24 protein-coding genes are annotated in these 26,092 nt (G+C 43.5%); 22 read left to right on the top strand and 2 right to left on the bottom strand.

Going from position 1 to position 26,092, the window contains the following annotated elements; all coding sequences use genetic code 11:
- The first annotated feature begins 114 nt into the window (after positions 1-114).
- The 13 genes from AEQ18_RS10945 to hisIE all read left to right on the top strand — a co-directional run bounded on the left by AEQ18_RS10945 (position 115) and on the right by hisIE (position 14,927).
- A complete protein-coding gene (locus AEQ18_RS10945; protein ID WP_054116378.1) occupies positions 115-2,127 on the top strand; it encodes a beta-galactosidase in 2,013 nt (670 codons plus the stop codon).
- Positions 2,124-3,881 carry a glycoside hydrolase family 35 protein gene (locus tag AEQ18_RS10940; RefSeq protein WP_054116377.1) on the top strand — a complete coding sequence of 586 codons (1,758 nt, stop codon included), beginning with the start codon at positions 2,124-2,126 and terminating at the stop codon, positions 3,879-3,881. Before AEQ18_RS10945 ends, AEQ18_RS10940 begins: the two co-directional genes overlap by 4 nt.
- Before the next feature lie 311 nt (positions 3,882-4,192).
- Complete coding sequence (locus tag AEQ18_RS10935) at positions 4,193-4,432, top strand: hypothetical protein (protein WP_054116376.1); 240 nt, start codon at positions 4,193-4,195, stop codon at positions 4,430-4,432.
- Between the two features lie 18 nt (positions 4,433-4,450).
- A complete protein-coding gene (glyQ, locus tag AEQ18_RS10930) occupies positions 4,451-5,359 on the top strand; it encodes a glycine--tRNA ligase subunit alpha (protein WP_054116375.1) in 909 nt (302 codons plus the stop codon).
- Between the two features lies 1 nt (position 5,360).
- Positions 5,361-7,430 carry a glycine--tRNA ligase subunit beta gene (glyS, locus tag AEQ18_RS10925; protein ID WP_054116374.1) on the top strand — a complete coding sequence of 690 codons (2,070 nt, stop codon included), beginning with the start codon at positions 5,361-5,363 and terminating at the stop codon, positions 7,428-7,430.
- A 211-nt stretch (positions 7,431-7,641) separates the two neighbouring features.
- Complete coding sequence (hisG, locus tag AEQ18_RS10920) at positions 7,642-9,210, top strand: ATP phosphoribosyltransferase (RefSeq protein ID WP_054116373.1); 1,569 nt, start codon at positions 7,642-7,644, stop codon at positions 9,208-9,210.
- Positions 9,210-10,487, top strand: coding sequence for a histidinol dehydrogenase (gene hisD / locus AEQ18_RS10915; RefSeq protein ID WP_200908919.1), 1,278 nt, complete (start codon positions 9,210-9,212; stop codon positions 10,485-10,487). Before hisG ends, hisD begins: the two co-directional genes overlap by 1 nt.
- A complete protein-coding gene (gene hisC, locus AEQ18_RS10910) occupies positions 10,484-11,542 on the top strand; it encodes a histidinol-phosphate transaminase (protein ID WP_054116371.1) in 1,059 nt (352 codons plus the stop codon). The genes hisD and hisC overlap by 4 nt, the downstream gene beginning before the upstream one ends.
- Positions 11,539-12,129, top strand: a complete 591-nt coding sequence (gene hisB, locus AEQ18_RS10905) for an imidazoleglycerol-phosphate dehydratase HisB (protein ID WP_054116370.1) — start codon at positions 11,539-11,541, stop codon at positions 12,127-12,129. The genes hisC and hisB overlap by 4 nt, the downstream gene beginning before the upstream one ends.
- A 24-nt stretch (positions 12,130-12,153) precedes the next feature.
- Positions 12,154-12,780: an imidazole glycerol phosphate synthase subunit HisH gene (hisH, locus tag AEQ18_RS10900; RefSeq protein ID WP_054116369.1), complete on the top strand. Its 627-nt coding sequence runs from the start codon at positions 12,154-12,156 to the stop codon at positions 12,778-12,780.
- A complete protein-coding gene (gene hisA / locus AEQ18_RS10895) occupies positions 12,777-13,514 on the top strand; it encodes a 1-(5-phosphoribosyl)-5-[(5-phosphoribosylamino)methylideneamino]imidazole-4-carboxamide isomerase (RefSeq protein ID WP_054116368.1) in 738 nt (245 codons plus the stop codon). Before hisH ends, hisA begins: the two co-directional genes overlap by 4 nt.
- Positions 13,511-14,266 (top strand): imidazole glycerol phosphate synthase subunit HisF, encoded by a 756-nt coding sequence (gene hisF, locus AEQ18_RS10890; protein ID WP_054116367.1) that lies wholly within the window; start codon positions 13,511-13,513, stop codon positions 14,264-14,266. The genes hisA and hisF overlap by 4 nt, the downstream gene beginning before the upstream one ends.
- A 22-nt stretch (positions 14,267-14,288) precedes the next feature.
- On the top strand, positions 14,289-14,927 hold the full coding sequence (gene hisIE / locus AEQ18_RS10885) for a bifunctional phosphoribosyl-AMP cyclohydrolase/phosphoribosyl-ATP diphosphatase HisIE (RefSeq protein WP_054116366.1): 639 nt from the start codon (positions 14,289-14,291) through the stop codon (positions 14,925-14,927).
- 77 nt (positions 14,928-15,004) lie between these two features.
- On the opposite strand, the gene rlmD is transcribed toward hisIE, so the two are convergent.
- Positions 15,005-16,381 carry a 23S rRNA (uracil(1939)-C(5))-methyltransferase RlmD gene (gene rlmD / locus AEQ18_RS10880; RefSeq protein ID WP_054116365.1) on the bottom strand — a complete coding sequence of 459 codons (1,377 nt, stop codon included), beginning with the start codon at positions 16,379-16,381 and terminating at the stop codon, positions 15,005-15,007.
- Between the two features lie 112 nt (positions 16,382-16,493).
- On the opposite strand from rlmD, the gene recX reads away from it, so the two are divergent.
- From recX to AEQ18_RS10860, 4 genes are all read left to right on the top strand, one after another.
- The gene (recX, locus tag AEQ18_RS10875) at positions 16,494-17,288 is read left to right on the top strand and encodes a recombination regulator RecX (RefSeq protein WP_054116364.1); all 795 of its coding nucleotides are present in this window, start codon (positions 16,494-16,496) and stop codon (positions 17,286-17,288) included.
- On the top strand, positions 17,281-18,435 hold the full coding sequence (gene mutY / locus AEQ18_RS10870) for an A/G-specific adenine glycosylase (protein WP_054116363.1): 1,155 nt from the start codon (positions 17,281-17,283) through the stop codon (positions 18,433-18,435). Before recX ends, mutY begins: the two co-directional genes overlap by 8 nt.
- 93 nt (positions 18,436-18,528) lie before the next feature.
- Positions 18,529-19,062: a nucleoside tri-diphosphate phosphatase gene (gene ntdP, locus AEQ18_RS10865; RefSeq protein ID WP_054116362.1), complete on the top strand. Its 534-nt coding sequence runs from the start codon at positions 18,529-18,531 to the stop codon at positions 19,060-19,062.
- A 193-nt stretch (positions 19,063-19,255) separates the two neighbouring features.
- Positions 19,256-20,218, top strand: a complete 963-nt coding sequence (locus tag AEQ18_RS10860) for an N-acetylmuramoyl-L-alanine amidase family protein (RefSeq protein WP_054116361.1) — start codon at positions 19,256-19,258, stop codon at positions 20,216-20,218.
- Between the two features lie 63 nt (positions 20,219-20,281).
- Here AEQ18_RS10860 and AEQ18_RS10855 read toward each other — a convergent pair whose 3' ends face one another.
- Positions 20,282-20,719, bottom strand: coding sequence for a GNAT family N-acetyltransferase (locus tag AEQ18_RS10855; protein ID WP_054116360.1), 438 nt, complete (start codon positions 20,717-20,719; stop codon positions 20,282-20,284).
- Between the two features lie 136 nt (positions 20,720-20,855).
- On the opposite strand from AEQ18_RS10855, the gene AEQ18_RS10850 reads away from it, so the two are divergent.
- The 5 genes from AEQ18_RS10850 (at position 20,856) to AEQ18_RS10830 (ending at position 26,082) form a co-directional block, all read left to right on the top strand.
- Positions 20,856-21,977 (top strand): AI-2E family transporter, encoded by a 1,122-nt coding sequence (locus tag AEQ18_RS10850; RefSeq protein WP_054116359.1) that lies wholly within the window; start codon positions 20,856-20,858, stop codon positions 21,975-21,977.
- Between the two features lie 106 nt (positions 21,978-22,083).
- Positions 22,084-23,460: a hemolysin family protein gene (locus AEQ18_RS10845; RefSeq protein ID WP_054116358.1), complete on the top strand. Its 1,377-nt coding sequence runs from the start codon at positions 22,084-22,086 to the stop codon at positions 23,458-23,460.
- A 220-nt stretch (positions 23,461-23,680) separates the two neighbouring features.
- A complete protein-coding gene (locus tag AEQ18_RS10840; protein WP_054116357.1) occupies positions 23,681-24,697 on the top strand; it encodes a lipoate--protein ligase in 1,017 nt (338 codons plus the stop codon).
- A 10-nt stretch (positions 24,698-24,707) separates the two neighbouring features.
- Positions 24,708-25,433, top strand: a complete 726-nt coding sequence (locus AEQ18_RS10835) for an ATP-binding cassette domain-containing protein (RefSeq protein WP_054116356.1) — start codon at positions 24,708-24,710, stop codon at positions 25,431-25,433.
- Positions 25,420-26,082 (top strand): methionine ABC transporter permease, encoded by a 663-nt coding sequence (locus AEQ18_RS10830; protein WP_054116355.1) that lies wholly within the window; start codon positions 25,420-25,422, stop codon positions 26,080-26,082. The genes AEQ18_RS10835 and AEQ18_RS10830 overlap by 14 nt, the downstream gene beginning before the upstream one ends.
- The last annotated feature ends 10 nt before the right edge of the window (positions 26,083-26,092 follow it).

Raw genomic sequence — 26,092 nt, 5'->3', positions numbered from 1 at the left:
TAGGCCTCCTTGTTTCGAAAAGTAATAAAATGATGTTATAAGTATTATATTACACAAAAATGTAAAGCCTTACAATGGGAGTAAGTAAATAGTTTAAAGGAGGCAATTGTAATTATGAAACCTATGTTCAACCGAATCTTATTTGGTGGAGATTATAACCCCAATCAGTGGCCGCAAGATATTTGGCAAGAAGACATGGCGATGTTTGAGAAAGCACATATCAATAGTGCAACGATCAATGTGTTCTCATGGGCGCAAATTCAACCATCAGAAAACCAGTATGATTTTTCAGAACTCGATCAAATCGTGGCGCTACTGAGCAAAGAAAAGAAAGAGATTGTATTAGCTACGGCAACCGGTGCGTTGCCAGCCTGGATGTTCAAGACCTATCCAGAAGTTGGCCGTACGGATTATCAAGGCCGGCATCATAAATTTGGTCAAAGACATAATGCTTGTCCCAATAGTTTGGTTTATCAAAAATATGCTGCTGCCCTTGCCGGCAAATTGGCTGAACGGTATGGCGACAACCCCAATGTGATTTGTTGGCATATCAACAATGAATACCAAGGAGATTGTTACTGTGACAATTGCGAGAAAGCCTTTCGTGTCTGGTTGAAAGACAAATACCAAACAATCGACGCGTTGAATAAAGCCTGGAATATGTCCTTTTGGGGCCATACGGTGTATGAGTGGGATGAAATCGTCTTGCCGAATGCATTATCCGAAGGGATCGGACAGGACAAAACAGCCTTTGCTGGGATTTCGATCGATTATCGACGCTTTAGTTCCGATAGTCTTTTAGAAAACTTTAAAATGGAAAGAGCGGCCATTCGACAATTTGATCCCAGCACACCGGTGACTACCAATTTGATGGGTACATTCAAAGGGTTGGATTACTTCAAATGGGCCAAAGAAATGGATATTGTTTCTTGGGATAATTACCCCGCATACAATACACCGTGGAGTTTGGTGTCAATGACCCATGATCTGATGCGAGGTTTGAAGCAACAACCCTTTATGCTGATGGAGCAAACACCGTCACAGCAAAATTGGCAACCCTATAATTCCCTGAAAAAACCAGGCCAGATGCGGGCGCAAAGCTATCAAACCATCGCGCATGGGGCAGATACGATCCAATTTTTCCAATTGCGTCGTTCAATTGGCGCGTGTGAGAAATTTCATGGCGCGGTGATTGAACATGTCGGACATGAAAATACCCGTGTCTTCCGAGAGACAGCAGATTTAGGCAAAGAATTAAGCCAATTGTCAGAAATCATGGGCACGGAAAACCATGGGAAAACCGCACTCCTTTTCGATTGGGATAATTATTGGGCATTAGAATACACAAGTGGACCAACGATCGACCTGACGTATGTCGATCAGATCCATCACTATTATCGCTATTTTTATGACCGCAATATTCCAGTAGATATGGTTTCAGAAATGGATGATTTGACAGGCTATGACTTGGTGGTTGCACCTGTTTTATATATGGTCAAAGCGGGTGTCTCCGAAAGACTGACGACATTTGTGGAAAAAGGCGGTACCTTGGTCACGACTTACATGAGTGGGATCGTCGATCAGTCTGATAATGTCCATCTAGGGGGGTATCCTGGTCCGTTGCGGGAGTTGGCTGGTATTTGGGTGGAAGAAATCGATGCATTGGCTCCAGAACAAGTCAATCAAGTGCGAATCAATGATCACTTATCAGGCAGCAGCTATCTAGTCAGTGACATCATTCATCTGGAAGGTGCGGAAGCATTGGCCCATTATACGAGCAATTTTTATGCTGGTATGCCGGCTGTCACGAAACATGCCTATGGAAAGGGAACTGTTTTTTATTTTGGGACGCGATTAGATACAGCTTCCTTTGATCATATCATGAACGATGTGAAGGAAACTGCAGGAATCGAGCCTATCTTAGCAGAACAGACAGCATTAGAAATCACGCGGCGACAAAGTGAGAGCCATGATTATTATTTCTTGATCAACTTTCAATCAGCACCGCAAACATTGCCGGCTCGTTTTGCAGGTAAAGTCGATCTACTATCTGGCATGACCCTGGAAGACAAACAGCAATTGCCGCAGTATAGTACGTATATCATCAAAGAGGAGCGACACCTATGACAACTTTTTCAATTTCCGATGAATTTTACCTCGATCAAAAACCGTTTAAGTTCATTTCCGGCTCGATTCATTATTTCCGGGTAGTACCGGAATATTGGCGTGACCGCTTAGAAAAATTACGTCTGATGGGCTGCAACACGGTTGAAACTTATGTGCCCTGGAATCTGCATGAGCCGCAGGAAGGGCAATATTGTTTTGACGACGGATTGGATTTGCGTCGATTTATTCAAACAGCCCAAGAAGTCGGTCTCTACGTGATTTTGCGCCCAGCGCCTTATATTTGTGCAGAATGGGAATTTGGCGGCTTGCCTTATTGGCTGCTGCAGGATTCAAACATGAAATTACGCTTTGATTATCCGCCATTTATGGAGAAAATCGAAAGGTATTTCAGCCATCTTTTTCCACAAGTCAATGATCTGCAATACTCCCATGGCGGCCCAATCTTAATGATGCAAGTGGAGAACGAATATGGCGGTTATGCCAATGACAAAAACTATCTAAGAAAGATGGCCGCAGCAATGCAGACAGCTGGGGTCGACACGCCTTTAGTGACATCTGATGGTCCTTGGCATGATATGCTGGAAAACGGCAGTATCCAAGATGTGGCTTTGGCAACGATCAATTGCGGTTCTAAGATCAAAGAGCACTTCGAGCGCTTGAAGACATTCCATGGTGAGAAGAAACCATTGATGGTGATGGAGTTTTGGATCGGCTGGTTTGATGCATGGGGAGATGATCATCATCATACCACCTCAACAGAAGATGCTGTTAAAGAGTTGACAGACTGTTTAGCACAAGGTTCAGTGAATATCTATATGTTCCATGGCGGGACTAATTTTGGATTTATGAACGGGGCCAATTATTATCAACAGCTGGCACCAGATGTCACAAGCTATGATTATGATGCGTTGTTGACGGAATGGGGCGAGCCAACGGACAAATATCACGCATTCCGTGAAGTGATCGGTCGCACTGTCACACTGCCAGCATTTCCGTTGAGTACGATCATCAAGTGCAAGGGGTATGGTGCGTTAAGGGCAGAGGCCCGTGTGTCCTTGTTCGCTACCCTTGATACGATCAGCCAGCCGATCAAAAGCAATTACCCGCTATCGATGGAACAGGTCAATCAAGCCACTGGGTATATCTATTATCGTTCAGCGATTGGCAAAGCGAGAAAGATCGAAGATTATCGGTTGATCAACTGCATGGATCGTGCCCATACATTTATCAACGATCAACTTGTTCGGATCGACTATGACCACGATCTCGGCAAAACCAACACATTGGATTTAACTGCTGAGGATAACGCGCTGGGGATATTAGTTGAAAATATGGGGCGGGTCAATTACTCCGTTCATATGAATCATCAATACAAAGGAATCAAAGATGGTGTCATTGTCAACGGTGCTTTCCAAAGCGAATGGACGATTTATCCGCTGCCGATGGACAATTTGTCGGCGATCGATTTCTCTGGGACCTGGGAAGCAGGTCAGCCGAGTTTTTCCCGTTTTGTATTGAATATCGAGGAGACGGCGGATACTTTCATCGAATTACCAGATTGGGGAAAAGGATTTGTGACTGTCAATGGGCACAATATCGGTCGCTTTTGGCAAAAAGGACCGCAAAAGCGCTTGTATATTCCAGCGCCATTCCTGAAAGAAGGAGAAAATGAGATTATTGTATTTGAAAGTGATGGCGTGACAGGCGAGGAAATCATCTTCCATGATCAAGCAGATTTAGGTCCTCGTCAATAAGAACGATATTTTGATTGACAAATACCCCTATTAGCTACTATGATAAGGGTAATTGAATCAGTGCCTTGATCGGAAAAGAGAAATGAGATCCTTCCATTCAGCGAACTTGGAATAGTGAGAGCCAAGCAGGAACCTTGTTTACGTAGGCGTCCGTGAGCACAATCGAATGAAGCTGCCGTGTCAACGGAAGTAGGGTGGAACCGCGAATTTTATCGTCCCTATATCTATGCGAAAAGTATAGATATAGGGACTTTTTTGTGCAGCTATTTCCCTTGCATATGGTTCAACAATCAAAATGAAGGAGGCGCAGCATGTTATTCGATATGACGATTCCAGCAAGCGAGTTTCAACAAAAACAACTAAAGGTCTTAGCAAGTATTCCTTTGCAAGTGATGATCAAAGAGCTTGATCAAGTGACCTATCAATTCACAACAGTTCCGGATCAAATGATGTATGATCTGGCTGAATATTTGTCAGAAGACAGCCTAGTCGAAGTGAAATTGATCCCGGGCTCAGTCGTGGAATTTTATCCAGTTGTCAATGCCCTTTAAAAAGAGAGGAAGATAAAAATGAGTAAAACAGTACAAGAGATGATTTTGACTTTACAAAAATTTTGGTCAGACAACGGCTGTATGCTGATGCAGGCTTATGATACAGAAAAAGGTGCCGGCACCATGAGTCCGTATACTTTTTTGAGAGCGATTGGACCTGAACCTTGGAATGCGGCTTACGTGGAGCCTTCTCGTCGCCCTGCTGATGGCCGATATGGCGAAAACCCAAATCGGTTGTACCAACATCACCAATTTCAAGTGGTGATGAAACCTTCACCAGATAATATTCAAGAACTATATTTGGAAAGTCTACGTTTGTTAGGCATCGATCCATTGGCACACGATATCCGCTTTGTTGAAGACAACTGGGAGAATCCTTCCATGGGTTGTGCTGGTTTAGGCTGGGAAGTGTGGTTGGATGGGATGGAAATCACACAATTCACCTATTTTCAACAAGTAGGTGGTTTGGCGTGCAAACCTGTCACATCTGAGATCACATATGGTTTGGAGCGTTTGGCTTCTTATATCCAAGAAGTAGAAAGTGTCTATGATCTAGAATGGTCTGCCGGTGTAAAATATGGCGAGATCTTCCGTCAACCAGAGTTTGAGCATTCGAAATATTCTTTTGAAATCAGTGATCAAGCGTTGTTATTAGGAAATTTTGATCGTTTTGAAAAAGAAGCGACGCGTTGTATCGATGCCCGTTTGGTTCATCCAGCGTATGATTACATTTTGAAGTGCAGCCATACCTTCAACTTGTTAGATGCTAGAGGCGCGGTGTCGGTCACAGAACGGGCTGGCTATCTGGCACGGATCCGAAATATGGCTAGACAAGTCGCAAAATTATTTGTCGCTGAACGCAAAAATCTCGGCTATCCGTTATTGGATCCTGCAATTGCCCAAAAATTGATCGAGGAGGATAAATAAGATGGCGAATCTATTATTAGAAATTGGATTAGAAGAAGTACCAGCACATATCGTCACACCAAGTATGAAACAATTAGCGGATAAAACCGCCGCTTTCTTAGCGGAACATTTATTGGCATATACCTCGCTTACAGCTTACTCCACACCTCGGCGTTTAGCAGTTTACGTGACAGGATTGCCTGATAAACAAGCCGATACGGTAGAAGAAGTCAAAGGACCAGCTAAAAAAATCGCTTTAGATGAAAACGACAACTGGTCAAAAGCAGCACAAGGTTTTGTGCGAGGACAAGGACTTACCACTGAAGATATCACATTTAAGGAAATAAAAGGAATCGAATATGTCTATGTCAAAAAAGAAACCAAAGGCCTGGCGACCAAAGATGTATTAAAAGGGTTAAAAGACGTCATCACCAGTTTGACTTTCCCTGTGACCATGCAATGGGCGAACCATGACTTCGCCTATATTCGTCCGATTCATTGGATCGTTGCTTTGTATGACAGCGAAGTGATTCCTTTCGACGTCGTGGATGTCGAGACTGGAAGAGAATCACGTGGCCATCGATTCTTAGGTGCGCAAGTCCGCTTTGATCACGCCGATGAATACCTAACCAAATTAGCGGATCAATTTGTGATCGCAGACCCTGAAAAACGGAAACAAATGATTGTTGATCAAATTGAAACCATCGCCCAAGCCAACGATTGGCGCATCGATCTGGATGAAGATTTATTGGAAGAAGTCAATAATCTGGTTGAATACCCAACCGCCTTTGTAGGTGATTTCGAAGACAAATACTTGTCGATCCCAGAAGAAATCTTGGTGACCTCTATGAAAGAACATCAACGTTACTTTGATGTGCGAAATGCTGATGGCGAATTATTGCCTCATTTTATTTCTGCCCGCAATGGGAATGCTGATATGATCGATAATGTGATCAAGGGCAATCAAAAAGTGCTGACGGCGCGTTTAGAAGATGCGGAATTCTTTTATAACGAAGACAAGAAGCTGACGATCGAACAATGTGTCGAAAAATTGAAGAACGTGACCTTCCATGAAAAAATCGGCAGCGTCTATGAAAAAATGCAACGGACAGCGGTGGACGCACGAATCATTGGCGAAACAGTTGGATTGACGGAAGAAGAACTAACTGATCTGCAACGTGCAGCTGAAATTTATAAATTTGATTTGGTCACCAATATGGTTGGTGAATTTCCTGAATTGCAAGGCATCATGGGAGAGAAGTATGCCTTGTTACAAGGTGAATCCCCAGCGGTTGCACAAGCGATTCGCGAGCACTACATGCCGATTTCAGCAGACGGTGCTTTACCAGAATCAGCTATTGGGGCAGTGTTGGCGATCGCAGACAAACTAGATAGTTTGCAATCCTTCTTTGCAGTCGGTATGGTGCCAAGCGGATCGAATGACCCTTATGCGTTACGTCGTCAAAGCTATGGCATCATTCGGATTTTAGCCGATAAGCGCTGGTATTTCCCGTTTGCTCAAATCCAAGAACAAATCGAAGGTCGAATCAACAGTGAATCAGCTATGTTTGGTCTTCAATTAGATGTCGGTCAAGAGCAAGTAGCAGAATTCTTGAAAGGCCGCTTGCGTCAATTCTTGATGAGTCAGAATACGCGTCATGATGTAATCGAAGCAGTCTTAGGTTCGCCACAAGGGGATATCAGTATGCTGTTTGAAGCGGCCCAATTGTTGCGTAGTCACTTGGGTGATACAGATTTCAAACCGTCTATGGAAGCTTTGACCCGTGTCATCAATTTGGCCAAGAAAGCAGAACTAGATGAAGAAGACATCGATGTAACGTTGTTTGAGAACAAATCAGAAAGTGATTTGTATGAAGCAGTAACAGCTGTTGAGAATCAGTTTGCGCAACAAACGTTGGAAGAAAATTATCAAAAATTGGTTGGTCTGCGTCCGCTGATCGAGGATTTCTTTAACCAAACGATGGTCATGGTCGAAGATGAACAAATTAGACGCAACCGATTTGCTTTGTTGAATAAAATCGCCAAAATGAGCTTGGCTGTTGCCAGCTTAGATGCGTTGATCACGAAATAGTTTTTTCAATAAAAGAGAATAAAGAAAAATTTGAACCTTTGATGCAGCGCCTATGCGCGTGTGTCAAAGGTTTTTTTGAAAACAATGGCAAAAATTGATGCAAAATGTGATATTTGAAATTTGATGTTGACTATTTACTTAAAGAAATTTAAGATGTTTTTAATACATTTTTGCGAGTTGTCATAAGGCAGCGCATCGAAAGGAGCATTTGATGGAAGATTTATTGAACATTTTACGTCCAGAAGAACGCATTGCACTTCAGTTAAGGGAGTTGTATGAGCATCGACACTTCCATCTTTTTCGATTGAGCAGCTTTGAAGAATATGATTTGTATTTGCAGAATAAAGCTTTTTTGACGAATTCTGATCCGATCACATTTACTGGTAACAATGGCCGGCTGATGGCATTGAACCCTGATGTGACCTTATCAATCGTCAAAAATACCCCGATCGGAGAAGCACGGAAAGTCTACTACAATGAAGATGTCTATCGGCATGATCGCAAAGACGGTGAATATAAACGCATCAACCAAATCGGTTTAGAAATGATCGGCAAGATCGATGCCGAAAGTGAAGCACAGGTGATTCAATTGGCGATGGAGAGTTTAGCAGTGGCTGGTAAGGGAGCATTGGATATCTCTCATATTGGTTTGGTTGAAGACATAGTGGCACAATTTGCCCCATATGGTTTACAAAAACGGGCATTGATGGCACTACAAACCAAAAGCCCTCACACGATGCGCGCCGTCTGTAAACAAGCTGGCCTAAGTCAAGATCTGACATTGGCGTTGACTCGTTTGACCACTGTTTCGGGTTCTTTTCGAGAGGTCGCTGCTGAAGTCGAGTCTTTGGTGACACCTTTTCCAAAAGCCCGTCAAGCCATGGTTGAATTGATTGCATTATACGACCAGCTGCAAGCCCATTGTCCTGCAGCTGCAACGATCGATCTGCGCTTGGACTTTTCTTTCGTCAACGATACGGATTATTATAGTGGATTATTATTTCAAGGATTTCTGGAGGGGATTCCTCATGCTGTCTTGTTTGGCGGAAGGTACGATCACTTGCTCAAAGCTCATGGTGCACAACAAGGGGCAATTGGGTTTGGGATGTATTTAAATGGGATCGATCGTCAGAGTCATCGACAGGAAGCTGTTACTAATCAATACTTGGATATTGCGTTGCCGAAAGGCCGAATGGGTAAGGCAATTTATCTGCTGCTGGTAGAAGCAGGTCTTGTCAGTGCTGGTTTATTCGATGATAGTCGCAAATTGATCTTTAAAGATGATCGCCACAAGATTCGATTTTTTCTCGTCAAACCGAGTGATGTCGATCAATACGTTGATAGAGGAGCCGCAGATATTGGTGTGGTAGGTCTAGATGTTTTGATGGAAGGTGAAACAGATGTCTTGGAAGTGCTAGATTTAAAGATCGGCAGATGCAAGATGGTCGTGGCTGGCAAAGCTGACTTCCAGGCGGACTCAACTAGGCCATTGCGGGTAGCAACGAAATATCCGCAAATCACCAGACATTACTATAACGATATCAGACAATCGATTGAGTTGATCGAACTTCACGGATCAATCGAATTGGCACCTTTGTTAGATTTATCTGATGTCATCGTTGATATCGTGGAGACCGGCACAACGCTGAAAGAAAATCATCTTGTGGTATTGCAAGAATTTTTGGAATCTTCTGCCCGTTTGATCGTCAATCCAGTGTCTTGGCGATTCAAAGAAGCTGCGATCCAAGATTTTATTCAAAAGGTGGGGGATAACTTATGATCAAACGGTTTGATAGCAGTCAGCAGACAATCACCGAGATTTTGCAGCGCCAAAGCCATGATACGCAAAATGTGGTAGCGGAAACGACTGCGATTTTAGAAGCGGTCCAAAGAGAGGGAGACCAAGCACTGCGGCACTTCACGAAGCGTTTTGACGGGCATCAATTGGTCGATCTGGCGTATCCGCCGGAAAAAATCGCGGTCGCAATCAACGAAATAGCACCTGAGCTTGCAGCTGTATTGAAGCAAGCCAAAGTCAATATCAGTACGTTTCATCAGCAACAACTGCAACAAGGATTCATTCAATCGAAGCCTGGTCAAGTCATGGGGCAACAGATCATTCCGTTAAGACGTGTGGGTGTCTATGTTCCAGGCGGCACGGCTGCTTATCCGAGTACTGTCTTGATGACTGTCTTGCCGGCCTTGATTGCTGGGGTGGAAGAAATCGTGATGGTGACCCCGGCAAATGCGCAAGGGGAGATCACGCCAGCCGTCTTGGCTGCGGCTCATTTAGCTGGCATCACTGAGATTTACCCGATCGGCGGTGCCCAAGCCATTGCCGCACTCACCTATGGTACGGAGACGATTCGACCAGTGGATAAAATCGTTGGCCCGGGGAATATTTATGTGGCAACGGCAAAAAAATTAGTGAATGGTATCGTGGGTATCGATACGATTGCAGGTCCGAGCGATGTATTGATCGTTGCCGATCACACAGCTGATCCTAGTTGGCTTGCTGCTGATCTGCTGGCACAAGCTGAACATGACATACAAGCCCAAGCGATATTGGTCACGCCAGAAGCAGCATTGATTGATCAAGTGGCAAATGCCCTCGAAGAACAAGTCGCTGCTTTGCCGCGCCAAACGATCGCGGAACAATCCTTGATCAATCATGGCAAACTGATTCTCGTCCGTGATTTGCCAGAAGCCATGGCGATCGCCAATCAAATCGCACCCGAACATTTGGAATTGGCAGTGGCTGATCCCTTTGCGCTTTTAGGCTATGTCCGCAATGCTGGTAGCACCTTTTTGGGTCATCATACGCCTGAAGTTTTAGGTGATTATCTTGCAGGACCAAACCATACATTGCCAACAGAAGGAACTGCCCGCTTTTCTTCTGGTCTTTCTGTACAAGATTTCGTGAAACGCTGCAGTTATCTCTATTACAGTCCTGAAGCCGCAGCAACGGTCTGTGAATCTGTAATCCAATTTGCAGAAGCAGAAGGCTTGAGTGGGCACGCGCGTTCAATGGCTGTCAGAAAGGAGCGTGGCGCATGACTTTTTTAAATCCTAAATACCAGCATCTCGTGTCCTATGTTCCAGGAGAGCAGCCAAAGCAAACAACGATCATCAAATTGAATACCAATGAGAATCCTTATCCGCCAGCTCCGGGCGTTGCAGCAGCTGTTCAAGCAGCAGCGCAACAATTGGCCAAATATTCTGACGCAGATTGTCTGCAAGTTCGTCTCCCGTTGGCGGAACGTTTCGATGTGACAATCGATGAAGTGTTTATCGGCAATGGCAGTGATGAAGTCTTGTCACTGGCATTTCAAGCATTTATGGCAAAGGGGGTTGCATTTCCCACTATCACCTATGGTTTTTATCAAGTTTTCGCCGATATGTATCAAGTCGAGGCACGTGTTGTGCCGCTGAATGTAGATCTTACCCTTGATTTAGATCTGTATCGGTCATTGACTCAAACCATCGTCATCGCAAATCCGAATGCCCCAACCGGATTGACGCTCTCTGCGTCAGCTTTGGAGGAATTGGTGAAAGAAGATCTGGAACGTTTGGTGATCATTGATGAAGCGTATGTTGATTTTGGTGGAGAATCAATGGTGGCTTATACGAAGCAATATGCGAATTTATTGGTCATTGGCACCTTCTCTAAATCACGGCAATTGGCCGGTGCCCGTTTGGGTTATGCGGTAGGGGATCCAAGCTTGATCGCTGACTTGAACCGGTTGAAATTTGCCGTCAATCCGTATAATGTCAATTCACTGACGCTTGCGGCCGGCGCAGCAGCACTAGCGGATGAGCGGTACTTCCATACGCAAATCGAAAAAGTTATTCAAGTGAGAGAATGGACGAAACACAAGTTGACGTCAATGGGTTTTCAAGTCACAGATAGTGCTGCCAATTTTGTGTTCATCGCCCATCCGCAAGTCAGTGCGAAAGTGATTCTCGAAAAATTAAAAGCCGACGGCATCTATGTCCGATGGTTCGATCATCCGCTGATTGACCACTACTTGCGGGTGACGATTGGTACAAGTGCGCAAATGGATCGTTTTGTCCAGTCAGTGCAGCAGATTTTGAAGGAGGCAGTTCGATGAGAGAAGCACGGATCACCAGAAATACAACAGAAACGAAGATCGATATGCTGCTTCAGATTGATGGAAGCGGCAAACAACGTATTGACACGCATGTTGGTTTTTTTGATCATATGATGGAATTGTTTGTACGCCATGGTCGTTTTGATTTAGATCTGACGGTTGATGGCGATGTACATGTCGATGCCCATCATACTGTCGAAGATGCAGCAATCGTGATTGCAAGAGGATTTTCCGAGGCATTAGGGGAGCGCAGAGGCATCTTCCGCTACGGTTCATTTCATTTGCCGATGGATGAAGCATTGGTCGTCTGTGCCATCGACATCAGCGGTCGCGGGATAGCCGTGGTTGATTTAGCGATTCCTTCACCACAAATCGGCACTTTTGCGACCGAGCTTGTGGAAGAATTTTTCGTGGCCTTCGCTAGAGAACTGGGGGCATCGATCCATTTGCATCAGATTGCCGGCAAAAACAGCCATCATATCGTTGAAGCGTGTTTCAAAGGGTTTGGTCGGGCGTTAGCACAAGCAGTGGCGATTGATCAAACAGCCCCCGATGCCATTCCATCGACCAAAGGCACGATATTATAATTAAAAAGAGAAGAGGTGGCACACATGTTGGCGATCGTTGACTATGGTGTAGGCAATGTATTCAGTATCCAGAGTTCCCTCAAGCATTTAGGGATTGCTTCCTGTATTTCTAAAGATGCGGCAGAAATAGAAGCCGCTGATCAGTTGATCTTACCTGGTGTCGGTGCTTTTGGAGACGCCAAATCGATGCTGGACAGCAGTGGATTGATCCCAGTGATCCGTAACCAGGTGGCACAAGGCACGCCCTTATTAGGGATTTGTCTAGGGATGCAATTGTTGTTCGAAGAGAGCGAAGAGTTTGGTTCACATCTAGGCTTAGGTTTGATCAAAGGGAAAATCACATCGTTGAAAAGTCAATTTCAAGCCCAGCACCTCGATTTAAAAGTTCCTCATATTGGCTGGAATACGCTGGCACAGCATCGATCATCGCCAATCACGAAATATATCAGCCAAGATTCATTTGTCTATTATGTTCACAGCTACTATGCCACTGAGTGTCAGGAAGCACTGATAGCGGACAGTCAATATGGCCTATCGATTCCTGGCATCGTCCAACAGGGTCACGTGTATGGTACCCAGTTTCATCCTGAAAAAAGTGGAGATACAGGCCTAAAGATTTTGAAGGCTTTTGCGGAGGTGAAAAAAGGATGATTATATACCCAGCGATTGATTTACTGGATGACCACGTGGTACGACTGACGCAAGGGGATTATCAGCAAAGAGAAATTTTTGGTACGGACCCCATAGTGTTTGCACAGTCTTTTAGTGAACAAGGGGCAACCCATTTACATGTGGTTGACTTGAACGGTGCACGCAATGGACAGCAAGCCCAGTTTGATACGATCAAAAAAATCGTGTCAGCAACCCCTTTGCAGGTTGAAGTTGGCGGCGGTATTCGTACACAAGCTGCCGTAGAATCTTATCTGGACTGTGGTGTCAGTCAGGTGATTCTAGGTACGATTGCGGCCAAAGACCCGCAATTGACCAAAGAGTTACTGCGCAACTACGAGGAGAAGATCGTGATCGGCGTGGATGCCAAACAAGGAATGGTCGCAGTGGATGGGTGGGAGACAAGGACAGAACGCCCAGCCCGAGATTTTTGCCAAGAGCTCGTGTCCTGGGGATGCCAGCGCATCATCTATACGGAAATCGAAAGAGACGGCACCGGTTTGGGCATCAATGGTCCCTTGTATCAAGACTTGCAGAAGATCCCTGGTTTAGCGATCACTGCTTCCGGCGGTGTTGCGCATGTAGCAGATATCGATACACTGGCAGCAATTGGTATTGAAGGGGTGATTATCGGCAAGGCACTTTATAATGGTTCCCTTTCATTGAGGGAAGTGCTTCGTCGTATCGGCAATCCCACAAAGGAGGGACTGCGATGATCACCAAGCGAATCATACCCTGTCTAGATGTTCAAGACGGACGTGTGGTGAAAGGGGTCAATTTTGCTGATTTGAAAGATGTCCATGATCCAGTAGCGTTGGCTGCTTATTATAACCAGCAAGGTGCGGATGAATTGGTCTTTTATGATATTACGGCTTCAGTGCAAGGCAGAAAATTGTTCACAGATATTTTACAGCGCACTGCTTCAGAAGTCTTCATTCCATTAACTGTAGGCGGTGGTATCAATCAAGTTCAAGATTTTGAACGCGTCTTACAGTGTGGGGCAGATAAGGTCAGTGTCAATTCCGGCGCTGTCAACAATCCTCTCTTGATCAAAGAAGCTGCGAAACGTTATGGCAGTCAATGTGTCGTGCTCAGTGTAGATGTCAAAAAAATCGGGGATGCCTATCATGTTTTTACCCATGGCGGTCGCAAAGACACGGGGATCGATGCGCTTGAGTGGTTGCAAAGAGGTGAAGCTTATGGGGCAGGGGAAGTGGTCATCAATAGTATGGATGCCGACGGCGTGAAAAGTGGATTCGATCTGCCTTTGCTCCAGCGTGTAACAGAACGTATCTCACTGCCAATCATTGCCTCAGGCGGCGCAGGAAGGATGGAGGATTTTCTTGAACTATTCGCATTGCCGGGCATCGATGCCGGATTAGCCGCATCGATTTTTCATTATCAGGAAGTGGCGATTGGCCCACTCAAACAATATTTGGCGGCCAAAGATCTGCCAATGCGTATCTAAATGAAGAAAGAGAGGCGTGACAATGGATATCAAATTTGATGCCCAAGGTTTGGTACCAGTAATCGTACAAGATTTTTATACGAATCAGGTGCTGACCTTGGCTTATATGAATCAAGAGAGTTTAACGCTGACATTGAATGAAGGATTGCTGACATTTTATTCTCGCAGCCGACAGGAATTGTGGCGCAAAGGGGAAACTAGCGGCAATTATCAACATTTGGTCGCACTCACTGCTGACTGCGACCAAGATGCTTTGGTGGCTAAAGTAATCAAAGACGGGCCAGCTTGTCATCTGGGGACTGAGAGTTGCTTTACGAAGGTTATTTATCAAAAGCAAGCGGAATTTTTATCCATAAATGATTTATCCGACTTGATCCTGCAACGAAAAAAAGACCCGCAAGCCGAAAGTTACACCAGTTATCTGTTTGAAAAAGGCCTTGAAAAGATCCTAAAGAAAGTTGGCGAAGAAGCAGCAGAGGTCATTATTGCCGGGTTGAAAAAAGACCATGAAGAGACGATCTATGAAAGTGCGGATTTGATTTATCACTTGCTGGTTTTATTGGCTGAACTGGATATTCCCTTTCCAGAGATCCAATCAGAGTTGTCTAAACGCCATGTCGTGGATCATAAAGTGAAACAAGAACGACTAGGGCAAGAATAATGCATCTTATCAATCATCTCAATCATCACAAAAGGCGAAGGGGCCTGTTTCGGCGCCCTTCGCCTTTTATTGTTGGATCAAAGACGTGTCAATTTAACGACGACTTCGCATCGAGCAGTTTGAGGAAACATATCGACGGATTGCAGATAATCGACGCGAAAGACAGTGGCCAGTTTTACCAGATCTCGAGCTAAGGTCGAAACGTTGCAGGAAATATACACCATTTTTTTAGGCGGCTGTTGGATGATTGCCTGCAATAATTTGTCATCCAAGCCTGTCCGTGGCGGGTCAACAATGATACTGTCTGGCTTGAAGCCTTCTTTAAACCATTTTGGCAACAATTCTTCAGCAGTACCTGTCTCATAGTGGGTATTGGCTGCACCAATTCTTTTGGCATTTTCTTTGGCATTCTCGATAGCTTGAGGAATGATGTCCATTCCTCGAACTTCTTTGGCTTGCTTGGCGACACTTAAGCCAATCGTACCGACACCACAATAGGCATCAACGACGGTTTCATCTTTTTTCAGAGCAAGGGCTTTGATCCCTTCTTGATAAAGAATGCTGGTTTGCTGGGGATTCAATTGGAAAAAGGCTCTGGCTGATAAGTCGAAGGTTAATTCGTTCAAGCGTTCCTCAATTGCTTCTTTGCCCCAAAGATGGATCGTGTCATCCCCCATGATCAATGACGTTTTTTTGCTTTGGACATTTTGCATGATCGAGACAACTTCAGGTATGCGTTGATTGATTTCCCGAATCAGCGCATTTTTTTGCGGCAATTTCGGTGAATTGGTGATAAACACCAGTTGGATCTCGCCAGTTGCGACACCCACCCGTACCATCAATGTCCGAAGGATGCCGCTGTTTTTGCGTTCGTCGTAAATGGGGATTTGGTATTTGTTCAGTAATTGGACGACCCGATTGATGACCATTTGCGTATCTTTTTCTTGGACCAGACAGTCATCGATCGCTACCAGACGATGGGACTCCATTTCGTATAGCCCCGCCTCCACACGTTTCGTTTGGGCGTTGTAGCGTAACTGGAATTGGGCTTTGTTGCGATAATGCCAAGGTTCGTCCATCCCTAAGGTATTACGCAACTCGAATTGACGGTAGCCTTGCGGTTTGAATTTTTCTAAGGCTTGTTTCAATAGATCTTTTTTAAAATCCAACTGCTTGTCATAAACCAAATGCTGTAATTGGCATCCCCCGCAGCGATCATAGAATTTGCAGGGAGGTTGGATGCGGTCTTGGCTTTTTTTGATGATTTTGGTCATTTTGGCCTCAGCGAAACGCGGGGAGGCTTTGGTCACCTCGGCGATCACTTGCTCACCAGGAAGCACGCGGGGAACAAATACGATCAGCTTTTTATAATAGCCGATGCCCTCTCCATTTATACCCAATCGCTTGATGGTTAACTGTAGTTTTTGTCCTAGTTCAACTTGAATGTTTGCCATGGGAACTCCTTTGATATGTATTCAACCTATTCTACCACAAAAATTGAATTCTTTTAGCGGGATTATCTCCAAACTTATGTTAAAATAGAATGTACGTTCGCGAGGTGAAGAAATGATAACAATTATTCGAATCAATAAAGGCAAAGGTCCTTTTTATGAAGTGGAAACATCGGAAGGGGAAATACTGAGGGTCTCAGAAGATCTGCTTGTTCGCTTCAGACTTTTAAAAGGCAAAGAACTCACGAAAGAAGAAATCAAAGAAATCAAAAAAAGTGCGGGGTTCGATCTAGGCTTACAACAGGCAATGAACTATATCAGTTATCAATTGCGTTCTGAAATGGATGTACGGATATATCTCAAGGATAAGGAAATTGACAGCCACGATCGACAGCTAGTGATCGATCGTTTAAAAGACTTAAACTTGATCGATGACAAAATCTATGGGGAAAGTTACGTTCGGACCCAAATCAGGATCAGCGATAAAGGGCCGATCGTCGTCGGACAGCAGTTAAAAAAGAAAGGTTTGAAAGAAACCGTGATCCAAGAAGTCTTGCCACTATATACCGAAGAGCTGCAATTTGACGTGGGCTATCACACTGCTGAAAAGGCATTGCGCCGTTTCCAAAACAAAAGTCATAAGGAAACGATCCAAAAACTGAAACTCCATTTGATGCAAAAAGGGTTTCAGCAACAAGTGATTCAGATGATTCTCGATGAACTGCCGATGGAAAAAGACCAAGAACAAGAAGATAGTGCCTTACAAAAAGAAGGCGCCCGTCTGCTTCGACGCCATCAGCGCTTGCCTTTGATGAAACGCAAAATGAAAATCAAACAAGCGTTGTATCAAAAAGGTTTTTCTATTGAAGATATTCAACAATTTTTAGATGAGGAAGTCATGGATGAGTAAACAGGAATTCAATTGGTCTCAAGAAAAAATCAGCGGCTTTCAAGAAGACTTTTTACACTGGTATCATTTAGAGAAAAGGAATTTGCCGTGGCGGGCAACCAATGATCCTTATGCTATCTGGATCTCAGAAATCATGCTGCAGCAAACCAGAGTCGATACGGTGATTGGCTACTTTTATCGCTTCATGGAAGAGTTCCCAACAATCGATGCTTTGGCCCAGGCAGAAGAACAAAAACTTTTAAAAGTCTGGGAGGGATTAGGCTATTATTCTCGGGCCCGCAACTTAAAAGCAGCTGCCCAACAGATCGTGGCTTTATATGATGGGAAAATGCCTGCAACAGTTGAAGATATCCGATCTCTCAAGGGGATTGGTCCTTATACAGCGGGTGCCATCGGCAGTATTGCTTTCGGCTTACCGGAACCGGCCATTGATGGCAATGTGATGCGGGTTGTTAGCCGTTTGTTTTGTATTGATGCAGATATTGCCAAAGCCAGCAGTCGGCCGATATTCGATCAAAAGATGCGGCAGATCATGTCAGAAAGTGAACCTGGGGAGTTTAATCAAGCATTTATGGATCTAGGTTCAAGCATTTGTACCCCAACGTCGCCTAAATGCGGAGAATGCCCAATTCGTCGTTATTGTCTGGCTTTTGCGGAAAATAACCAAACGGATTATCCAGTGAAATCTAAGAAAGCCAAAGCAAAAGATGTCTATTTTGTCGCAGGTGCAATTGAAGATGACGGGACATTTTTACTGACGCAGCGTGCAGAAACGGGCTTGTTGGCATCGATGTGGCATTTTCCCTTGCGTGAAGTCACCAAAAAAGAGTACGTGCATCTGGCTTCGCTCTGGGATAAAGCAGAACAACCCGGCCAGCTCGATTTGATTGCTGAAGAGCTGACACCGGATATTTTCCCTGAATGGCCAGTCATTTGGCAAAAACGTCATTTTGGAGAGATCACGCATTTGTTCACCCATTTAAAATGGCATATATTGCTTTTTTATGGTGTCAAGCGGCAATCTTTTGAGGTCGCATCGGGAGAGTGGGTCAAGGAAACGGCTTTTGATACGTATGTTTTTCCAAAGCCGCAGCAAAAATTAGTTGCCCAATTAAAGAAATATCAGAAACTCGATAAAGATTTCTAGGCAAAGGAGTCTTTTATTGCTATAATTATACCGATGTCGGTGTAATGAACACCCAAACAAAACGCAAGGTCACTTGCTGAGGGAAGGGTTGCTATGCGAGTTCCAAAAGAAGGAGAGTTTGTAAGCATTCAAAGTTACAAACATGATGGCAATTTGCATCGAACGTGGCGGGATACGATGGTCTTAAAGACCAGCGAATTTTCAGTGATTGGCGTCAATGATCATACATTGGTGACAGAATCAGATGGAAGACGCTGGGTTACCCGTGAACCAGCAATTGTATATTTTCATAAAAAATACTGGTTTAATGTAATCGCAATGATTAGAGAAAAGGGGGTTTCCTATTATTGTAATCTTGCTTCACCGTATTTACTTGATGAAGAGGCTTTGAAGTATATCGATTATGACCTTGATATCAAAGTATTTCCCGATGGCGAGAAACGTTTACTAGATGTGGATGAATATGAATTGCACAGCAAAATCATGCAATATCCGCAAGACACTGACTTTATTTTAAAAGAAAATGTCAAGATTTTAGTAGATTGGATCAATAATGGCAAAGGCCCCTTTTCACCAGGGTATGTGGACATTTGGTATGATCGCTACAAGCAATTGTCTCAAAAATAAGGCGAATGAGTAGACTTACTCATTTAACCGCGAAACTTCAACCGAAATGGTTGGAGTTTTTTTGTTCCTCTGAGAATAGAGGGTATCTTTGGTCACTGCTTGTTTTTTGGTCCATAATGAAAAGAGCAGGTTAAGTTTGGTTTAAGCTGTCATTGGTAATCTGAAGAACAGCAATCGATTAAGGATGTTGAGAATGAAAAAAGCAAAACTATTTACCGCGTTGATTTTGGTGATAGCAGTGACTGTGTTGCTGGTAGTCAAAACGAGGCATGCCTCCGAAGGGGAACAAAGTGAAGAGGCAACAGAAACCACTACGTCCTCTTTGACAGAAACAACGACGAGAACACAGCAAAAAATAAAGAAAGTTCAGATTTATGTCGATCCATCTCTTTATGACGCAACGGTGGAAAGCGAAAGTGACTATGTTCAACTGTATCAGACAACGGATATGACCACAGTCGTGGGGGAAGTCCATCGGGGTTCATGGGTTGAGTATTTGTCTCAAACGGCTGATTTGATCCAAATCAAAACCGATGATGGGTTGACTGGCTACATTCCGCAAGCCAATGGTGAGATCTCTGAGGTGACGATCAACGATGCCCCCAAAACCTTATCAGATCTCAAAATCGTCTTAGATGCTGGACATGGCGGCAGTGATTCCGGTGCCTTGTCTACGGATGGCACGATCATGGAAAAAGATCTAACGTTGCAGACCGTATTAACGATTGGGCAAACCCTAAGTGATGTCGGCGTGCAAGTGTCCTATACCCGGCAAGAGGATCAATATCTAGCTTTGGCCGATATCACAGCGATCTCTTTAGACGCTGAACCAGACTTGTTTCTGAGTATTCATTATGACAATTACAATGTGCCAAATGGCAATCAAGGGTTTACTGTCTATTATTATTATCCTTCCTATGAAACGATCGCGACGACGATTGCTGATCAGTTGGTCTCTCACGTTGACTTGGTCAGTAATGGGTCACGTTTCGGCAACTATTTTGTGATCCGCGAACAATATGTTCCAGCGATTTTGATTGAATTGGGTTATTTGAATAGCGACCACGATCTGCAGGTGATCACTTCGGACGGGTACGCGGCTCAAGTTGCCACAGGTTTGCTTGCAGCATTGAAAGAGATGGTTGCGGCGAATTGAGGTTCAGTTGCAACCAAAAAATCCACGCTGGACGATTGATAGTCCGACGTGGATTTTTTTGGATTAAGCCAATACTTTCGTCATTTTGATATGGGGCATATCCGCATCTAAGAAAATATCACCTTCAGGCTGATAGCCTAATTTTTGATAAAACTCTTTCGCGGTCAATTGCGCACCTAGTGTGATTTTCTCGACGCGGTGGTTTCGCGCAAATGTTTCGGCGCCTTCGATCAAGATTCGTCCATACCCATGGCCACGATGGCTTTTGGGCACTGCCATGCGTTGTAATTTCATCATTTGATCACTGATTGGCAAGAAACGTAAAGTTGCAACTGCTTGATTTTGATCATCATATAAAACAAAATGGATCGCCAGTGCTTCATTTTCATCGACTTCTAATGAGAGCGGCACGCCTTGTTCTTTGACAAAGACTGTATTTCTGATTTTCAAAGAATCTAGGTAAATACCGCTTAATGTATCTTTTGTTTGTGCAACATGCATGTTCCTTCACCTCAACACGTTTTTCTTGTTTTTTTATTAGTATAGCATTTTTTATACCAAAATAACTTTTTCCTTCTTAAGTCGCAAGCTTTTTTTGCAGAAGTATTCTATAATATAGAAAAAAGGAGGGAATTTTTTGTTCGATAAAATCAAACAATCAAAACTGTTCTTTTGGTCATTAGAGTCTTTGGTTATCGTCACACTTGTTTTCGTTTTGAGTAAAATCAATTTCTTGTTTGCACCATTAGGAACGTTCTTTTCTACATTATTTGCCCCGGTCTTGATTGCGGGGTTTCTATACTATTTACTGAATCCAATCGTTGTCTTTCTGATGAAGACAATCAAAATGAAACGGGTATTTGCCGTGATCAGTGTGCTTTTTCTTTTGCTGGGCGCAATCGTTTTGATGTTCTTTAGTTTTATCCCTAATCTGGTCAATCAAATCTCACAGTTGGCTGAAAATATTCCTAGCTTTGCCCGCAACATGGAAAGTTGGATCTATTCTTTAGCTGATGACCCGATTTTTCAACAGATCGATATTGCACAGCAACTTGAAAACTTGAATCTTTCTTATGGCTCGATCATTCAACAGTTTTTAAGCGGTGTATCGACAAGTTTAGGATCGATCGTTGGAACGATCGCTTCTGCCACGATGATCATCGTGACAGTGCCGTTCATTTTGTTCTATATGCTGAAAGATGGCGAGAAATTGGTACCAAATATTCAGTCAGTCTTTCCTGAAAAAAGGCGAGAGCAAATCGTTGGTCTGTTGAATGATCTGAATAAGACGCTGTCGAATTATATTAGCGGTCAAGCCATCGAATGTATTTTTGTTGGGACATTTACCTTTATCGGCTATTGGATCTTAGGTGTCAATTATGCGTTTCTTTTTGGTGTGATCGCAGGGATCACCAATCTGATTCCCTATCTTGGCCCTTATCTTGGCTTGATCCCAGCGGTGCTTGTCACGATCTTTGATGAACCGTTTCGCGCGTTGCTATGCTGTTTGGTGGTGTTGATCGTGCAACAACTAGACGGAAATATCATTTATCCTAACGTGATTGGTAAATCTTTAGCGATCCATCCGTTAACGATTATTTTGGTCTTACTGGTTGCCGGCAATCTGGCTGGACTGTTAGGGATCTTTTTAGGGGTTCCTTTCTATGCGATTTGTCGGACCATCGTCATTTTTATTGTTCGACTTGTACGAGATGACAAAAGTAAAAAGAATCAAGAACGCTTATTTGAAAATGGATGACTGATGTTTTTTATTGCAAAGAAAAATAGTTTGTGATAGGATTTTATCGTGGGCATAGCCCACGATTTTTTTTAGAAAAAATGGAAAATAAGGAGAGAATGCTATTATGAATGCTGACCCCGAGAGTCAGTCGCTTCTAGCGCAAATTTTATTGTTGATTGTTTTGACATTAATCAATGCCTTTTTAGCGGCTTCTGAAATTGCGGTTGTTTCAGTCAACAAAAACCGTGTCGAACAAAAGGCGGAAGAAGGAAATGTCAAATCACAAAAATTATTGAAAATCATTGAGAATCCAACGAATTTCTTGTCAACGATCCAAGTTGGGATCACTTTGGTCAATATCTTATCTGGGGCATCCTTAGCTGATAACTTGTCAACGAAATTAGCCCCTTACTTAGGTGGAGGATCAGCGGCCAGAAGTTTGGCTAATATCATCGTATTGGCGATATTGACTTACGTGTCGATCGTGTTTGGAGAATTGTATCCAAAACGTATTGCAATGAACAAATCAGAAGAAGTGGCTCAATTTACTTCTGGGGTGATTCGTGTGATTGGTACGATCGCAAAACCTTTCGTTTGGCTTTTATCTGCATCGACGAGCTTGCTGGCGCGGATCACGCCAATGGAATTTGACGATGAAGATACCAAAATGACCCGTGATGAGATGCGGTACATGTTGGAAACAGAAGGTGTGTTCGAAGAAGATGAACTGGAAATGCTGCAAGGCATCTTCTCGTTAGATACGAAAGTTGCCCGTGAAGTGATGGTACCACGTACATCTGCTTTCATGGTTGACATCAATGATTCAGTAGAAGAAATTTTGACTGAAATTTTAGCAGAAAACTATTCTCGTATTCCTGTATATAATGAGGACAAAGATAAAGTTGTTGGCGTATTGCACACCAAAAATCTTTTGAAATGTGCGTATAAGCATGGATTTGAATCAATGGACATCCAACAGATCCTGCAAGAACCATTGTTTGTTCCTGAAACGGTCTTTATCGATGATTTGCTGTATGAGTTGAAGAAGACCCAAAATCAAATGGCGATTTTGCTGGATGAATATGGCGGCGTCGTTGGATTGGTTACTTTAGAAGACTTATTGGAAGAAATCGTTGGTGAGATCGATGATGAGTCGGATGAAGTCGAAGAGTTATATGAAAAAATCTCTGATCAAGAATATGTGATCCAAGGGCGGATGTTGATCGATGATTTTAACGAAGCCTTTCATATGAGTTTGCATATGAGTGATGTCGATACAATGGCTGGCTATTTGATCACGGCCTTAGGGTTGATTCCAGATGATGGAGAAAAGCTTTCTTTTGAAGTGGACAATGTCACGTTGATCTCTGAAGAAATGGAAGGTTCTCGTGTATTGAAGATTCGGGTGAAGTTCCACGATCCTGAAGATCGCGACATCGAACCTGAAGAAGAACGGCGTTATTTCCGTAAAGATTTTGAAGAAGATGAACCTAGAAGATGATTTTTTGAAACCAATGCCTCGTGTGTTGGTTTTTTTTTGTATCAATTGATTGAATGCCCTTGCATTATAGACGTGGAACATGTAGGATAGAAGAATAAAATAGTACAGACAAAAAACAGATAAAAGAACATTTTTGATTTAATTCCAACCAAATGAGTTGCTTTTACTCTCTAATCAAGCAACCCTATATAACGTATGGAAATGAATGGAGGTACATAATATGAAATTTTTTCGGATGCCTAGTGATGATATTCGCATGAATTTGGCGACTGAAGAATATTTGATGGATAACGTAGATATTCAAGAACCTTGTTTACTGTTATATATACAAAAACCTTGTGTTATAATCGGTAGGAATCAAAATGCCTATCAAGAAATTGATTTAGCCTACTTGCAGTCAAAATCAATTGTTTTGACACGCAGGACTTCGGGTGGCGGGGCAGTCTATGATGATTTAGGCAATATGAGTTTTAGTTTTGTGACTAAAAAAGATGCCGGCAGATTTGGCGACTATCAGAGTGCGACCCAACCGATCATGAAAGGGTTAGCTGCGATGGGAGCTGAAGGCGTCACGGTTCACGGCCGCAATGATCTTTATATCGATGGCAAAAAATTCTCAGGAAATGCAATGTATACCAAAAAAGACCGTACGTATGCCCACGGAACGCTGATGTTCGATGTTGATCTGGATGCATTGACCCAAGTCTTGCATGTTGCTGAAGAAAAAATCGCGTCAAAAGCGACAAAATCTGTCCGCAAAAGTGTCACCAATATCAAGCCTTATTTATCAGCAACCTATCAAGCGTTAGATACCTATGCCTTTCGGGATGCCTTGCTATGCCACATATATGGTGTTGGATCAATTGAGGCAATCAAGTCACAAGAACTGCAACTGACCGATGAGGATCAGCAAGCTATTGAGGCAATCTATCATGAGCGCTATGCAAATCCCAAATGGATCTTTGATGAAGCACCTGCTTTTGATTGGCAGAAACGAAAACGTTATGCGCGTGTAGGCATTGTGGAAATCAATTTTTCTGTTGCCAAAGGGATGATCACTGACCTAAGGATCAATGGCGATTTTTTTGGGCAGAAAGGGATCAAGCATTTGCAAGATGCTTTAGTAGGGGCGCCGTTTCAATATGATACGGTCAAAGAAATCTTGCTGAAGCAACCATTGGATCAATATATTCATCAAATGACACACGCTGAGTTTCTCGATTTATTGTTCCACTAAGGAGGCCACCATGTTAACCGTTCAAGATATAGCAAAAAGATATAGCCAACCGGTTTTAGATCAGCTGTCTTTCTCGGTAGCTGCGGGTGAAATCGTGGGTGTGGTAGGCAAAAGCGGGTCAGGAAAATCGACTTTGCTGCGCCTGTTGAATTTGATCGAACAACCAGATCAAGGTGAGATCATCATTGATGGACAAAAGGTCAATCAGTTCAATCAAAAACAGCGGCTGATGTGTCAACGAGAGATAGGTATGGTTTTTCAACAGTATAATTTATTAAGTAATTTGTCGGTTTTCGATAATGTCTATTTACCACTAAAATTAGCGGGGCGTTCCAGTGGACCTGTGGAAGAACTCTTAGCATTTGTCGGAATGGCAGATAAAGCGCAAGATTATCCCGCTACGTTAAGTGGGGGCGAGAAACAAAGAGTTGCTATTGCCAGAGCGTTGGTCAGAGAACCGAAAATCTTGCTTTGTGATGAACCAACAAGTGCCTTAGACGAAGACACCAAGCAAGACATCATCGCGCTTTTACAGAAGGTGCAACAGACCTTTAAACCAGCAGTTGTTTTTGTCAGTCATGAGCTTTCTGTTGTACGACAATTGTGCCATCGAGTCTATGTACTTGAGTCGGGACGTTTTACAGCTGAATTTGTACATCAGCCGCAACCAATCAACACATCCGCACTTTCTTATGTGGAACAGGTAGAGAGGAGTTTGCGGCATGTCGATCAATGAAAGTATTCGTTACTACTTACCAGAGCTATGGCAAGCTTTAGGCGAAACGGGCATCATGATGGGGATTTCCATCAGTGCAGCGATTTTACTCGGTTTGCCTTTAGGGGTGTTGATGTATCTGACTAGGAAACAAGCGTTTTCCCTGGCGTATGAAGGGTTAAATTTGATTGTCACGATCATCCGCTCCTTTCCATTCTTGCTGTTTGTGGTCGCTTTGATTCCGTTAACAAGAATGCTCTTGGGCAGTTCGTTTGGGCCGATCCCAGCTAGCTTTCCCCTTAGTATCGTGGCTATCAGCGTCTATGCGCGTCTGACGGAACAAGTGCTCTTAGATGTTCCAGAAGATGTGACCTTGCTTGCCAAATCATTAGGAGTCACTCGCTGGCAATATATTCGGTCTTTTTTGTTACTAGAGGCAAGGAGCGGCTTGGTCTTGGCCTTGACCACGACGATCGTGAGTATGGTTTCTTACTCTACTGTCATGGGGATCGTTGGCGGCGGGGGGATTGGAGATTTTGCGATTCGTTACGGCTATCAACGCTATGAGTATGGTGTCATGTATTTCGCGATCATACTTATGATCGTAATGGTTTTTATCCTGCAATGGGCGGGGAATACAACAGCGAAACATTTAGATAAACGAAAATAGGAGGACATAT

Origin of the sequence: Enterococcus sp. RIT-PI-f (assembly GCF_001297065.1) — a bacterium.
GTDB lineage: Bacteria > Bacillota > Bacilli > Lactobacillales > Enterococcaceae > Enterococcus_D.
This window is presented reverse-complemented; position numbering and strand designations above follow the sequence as displayed.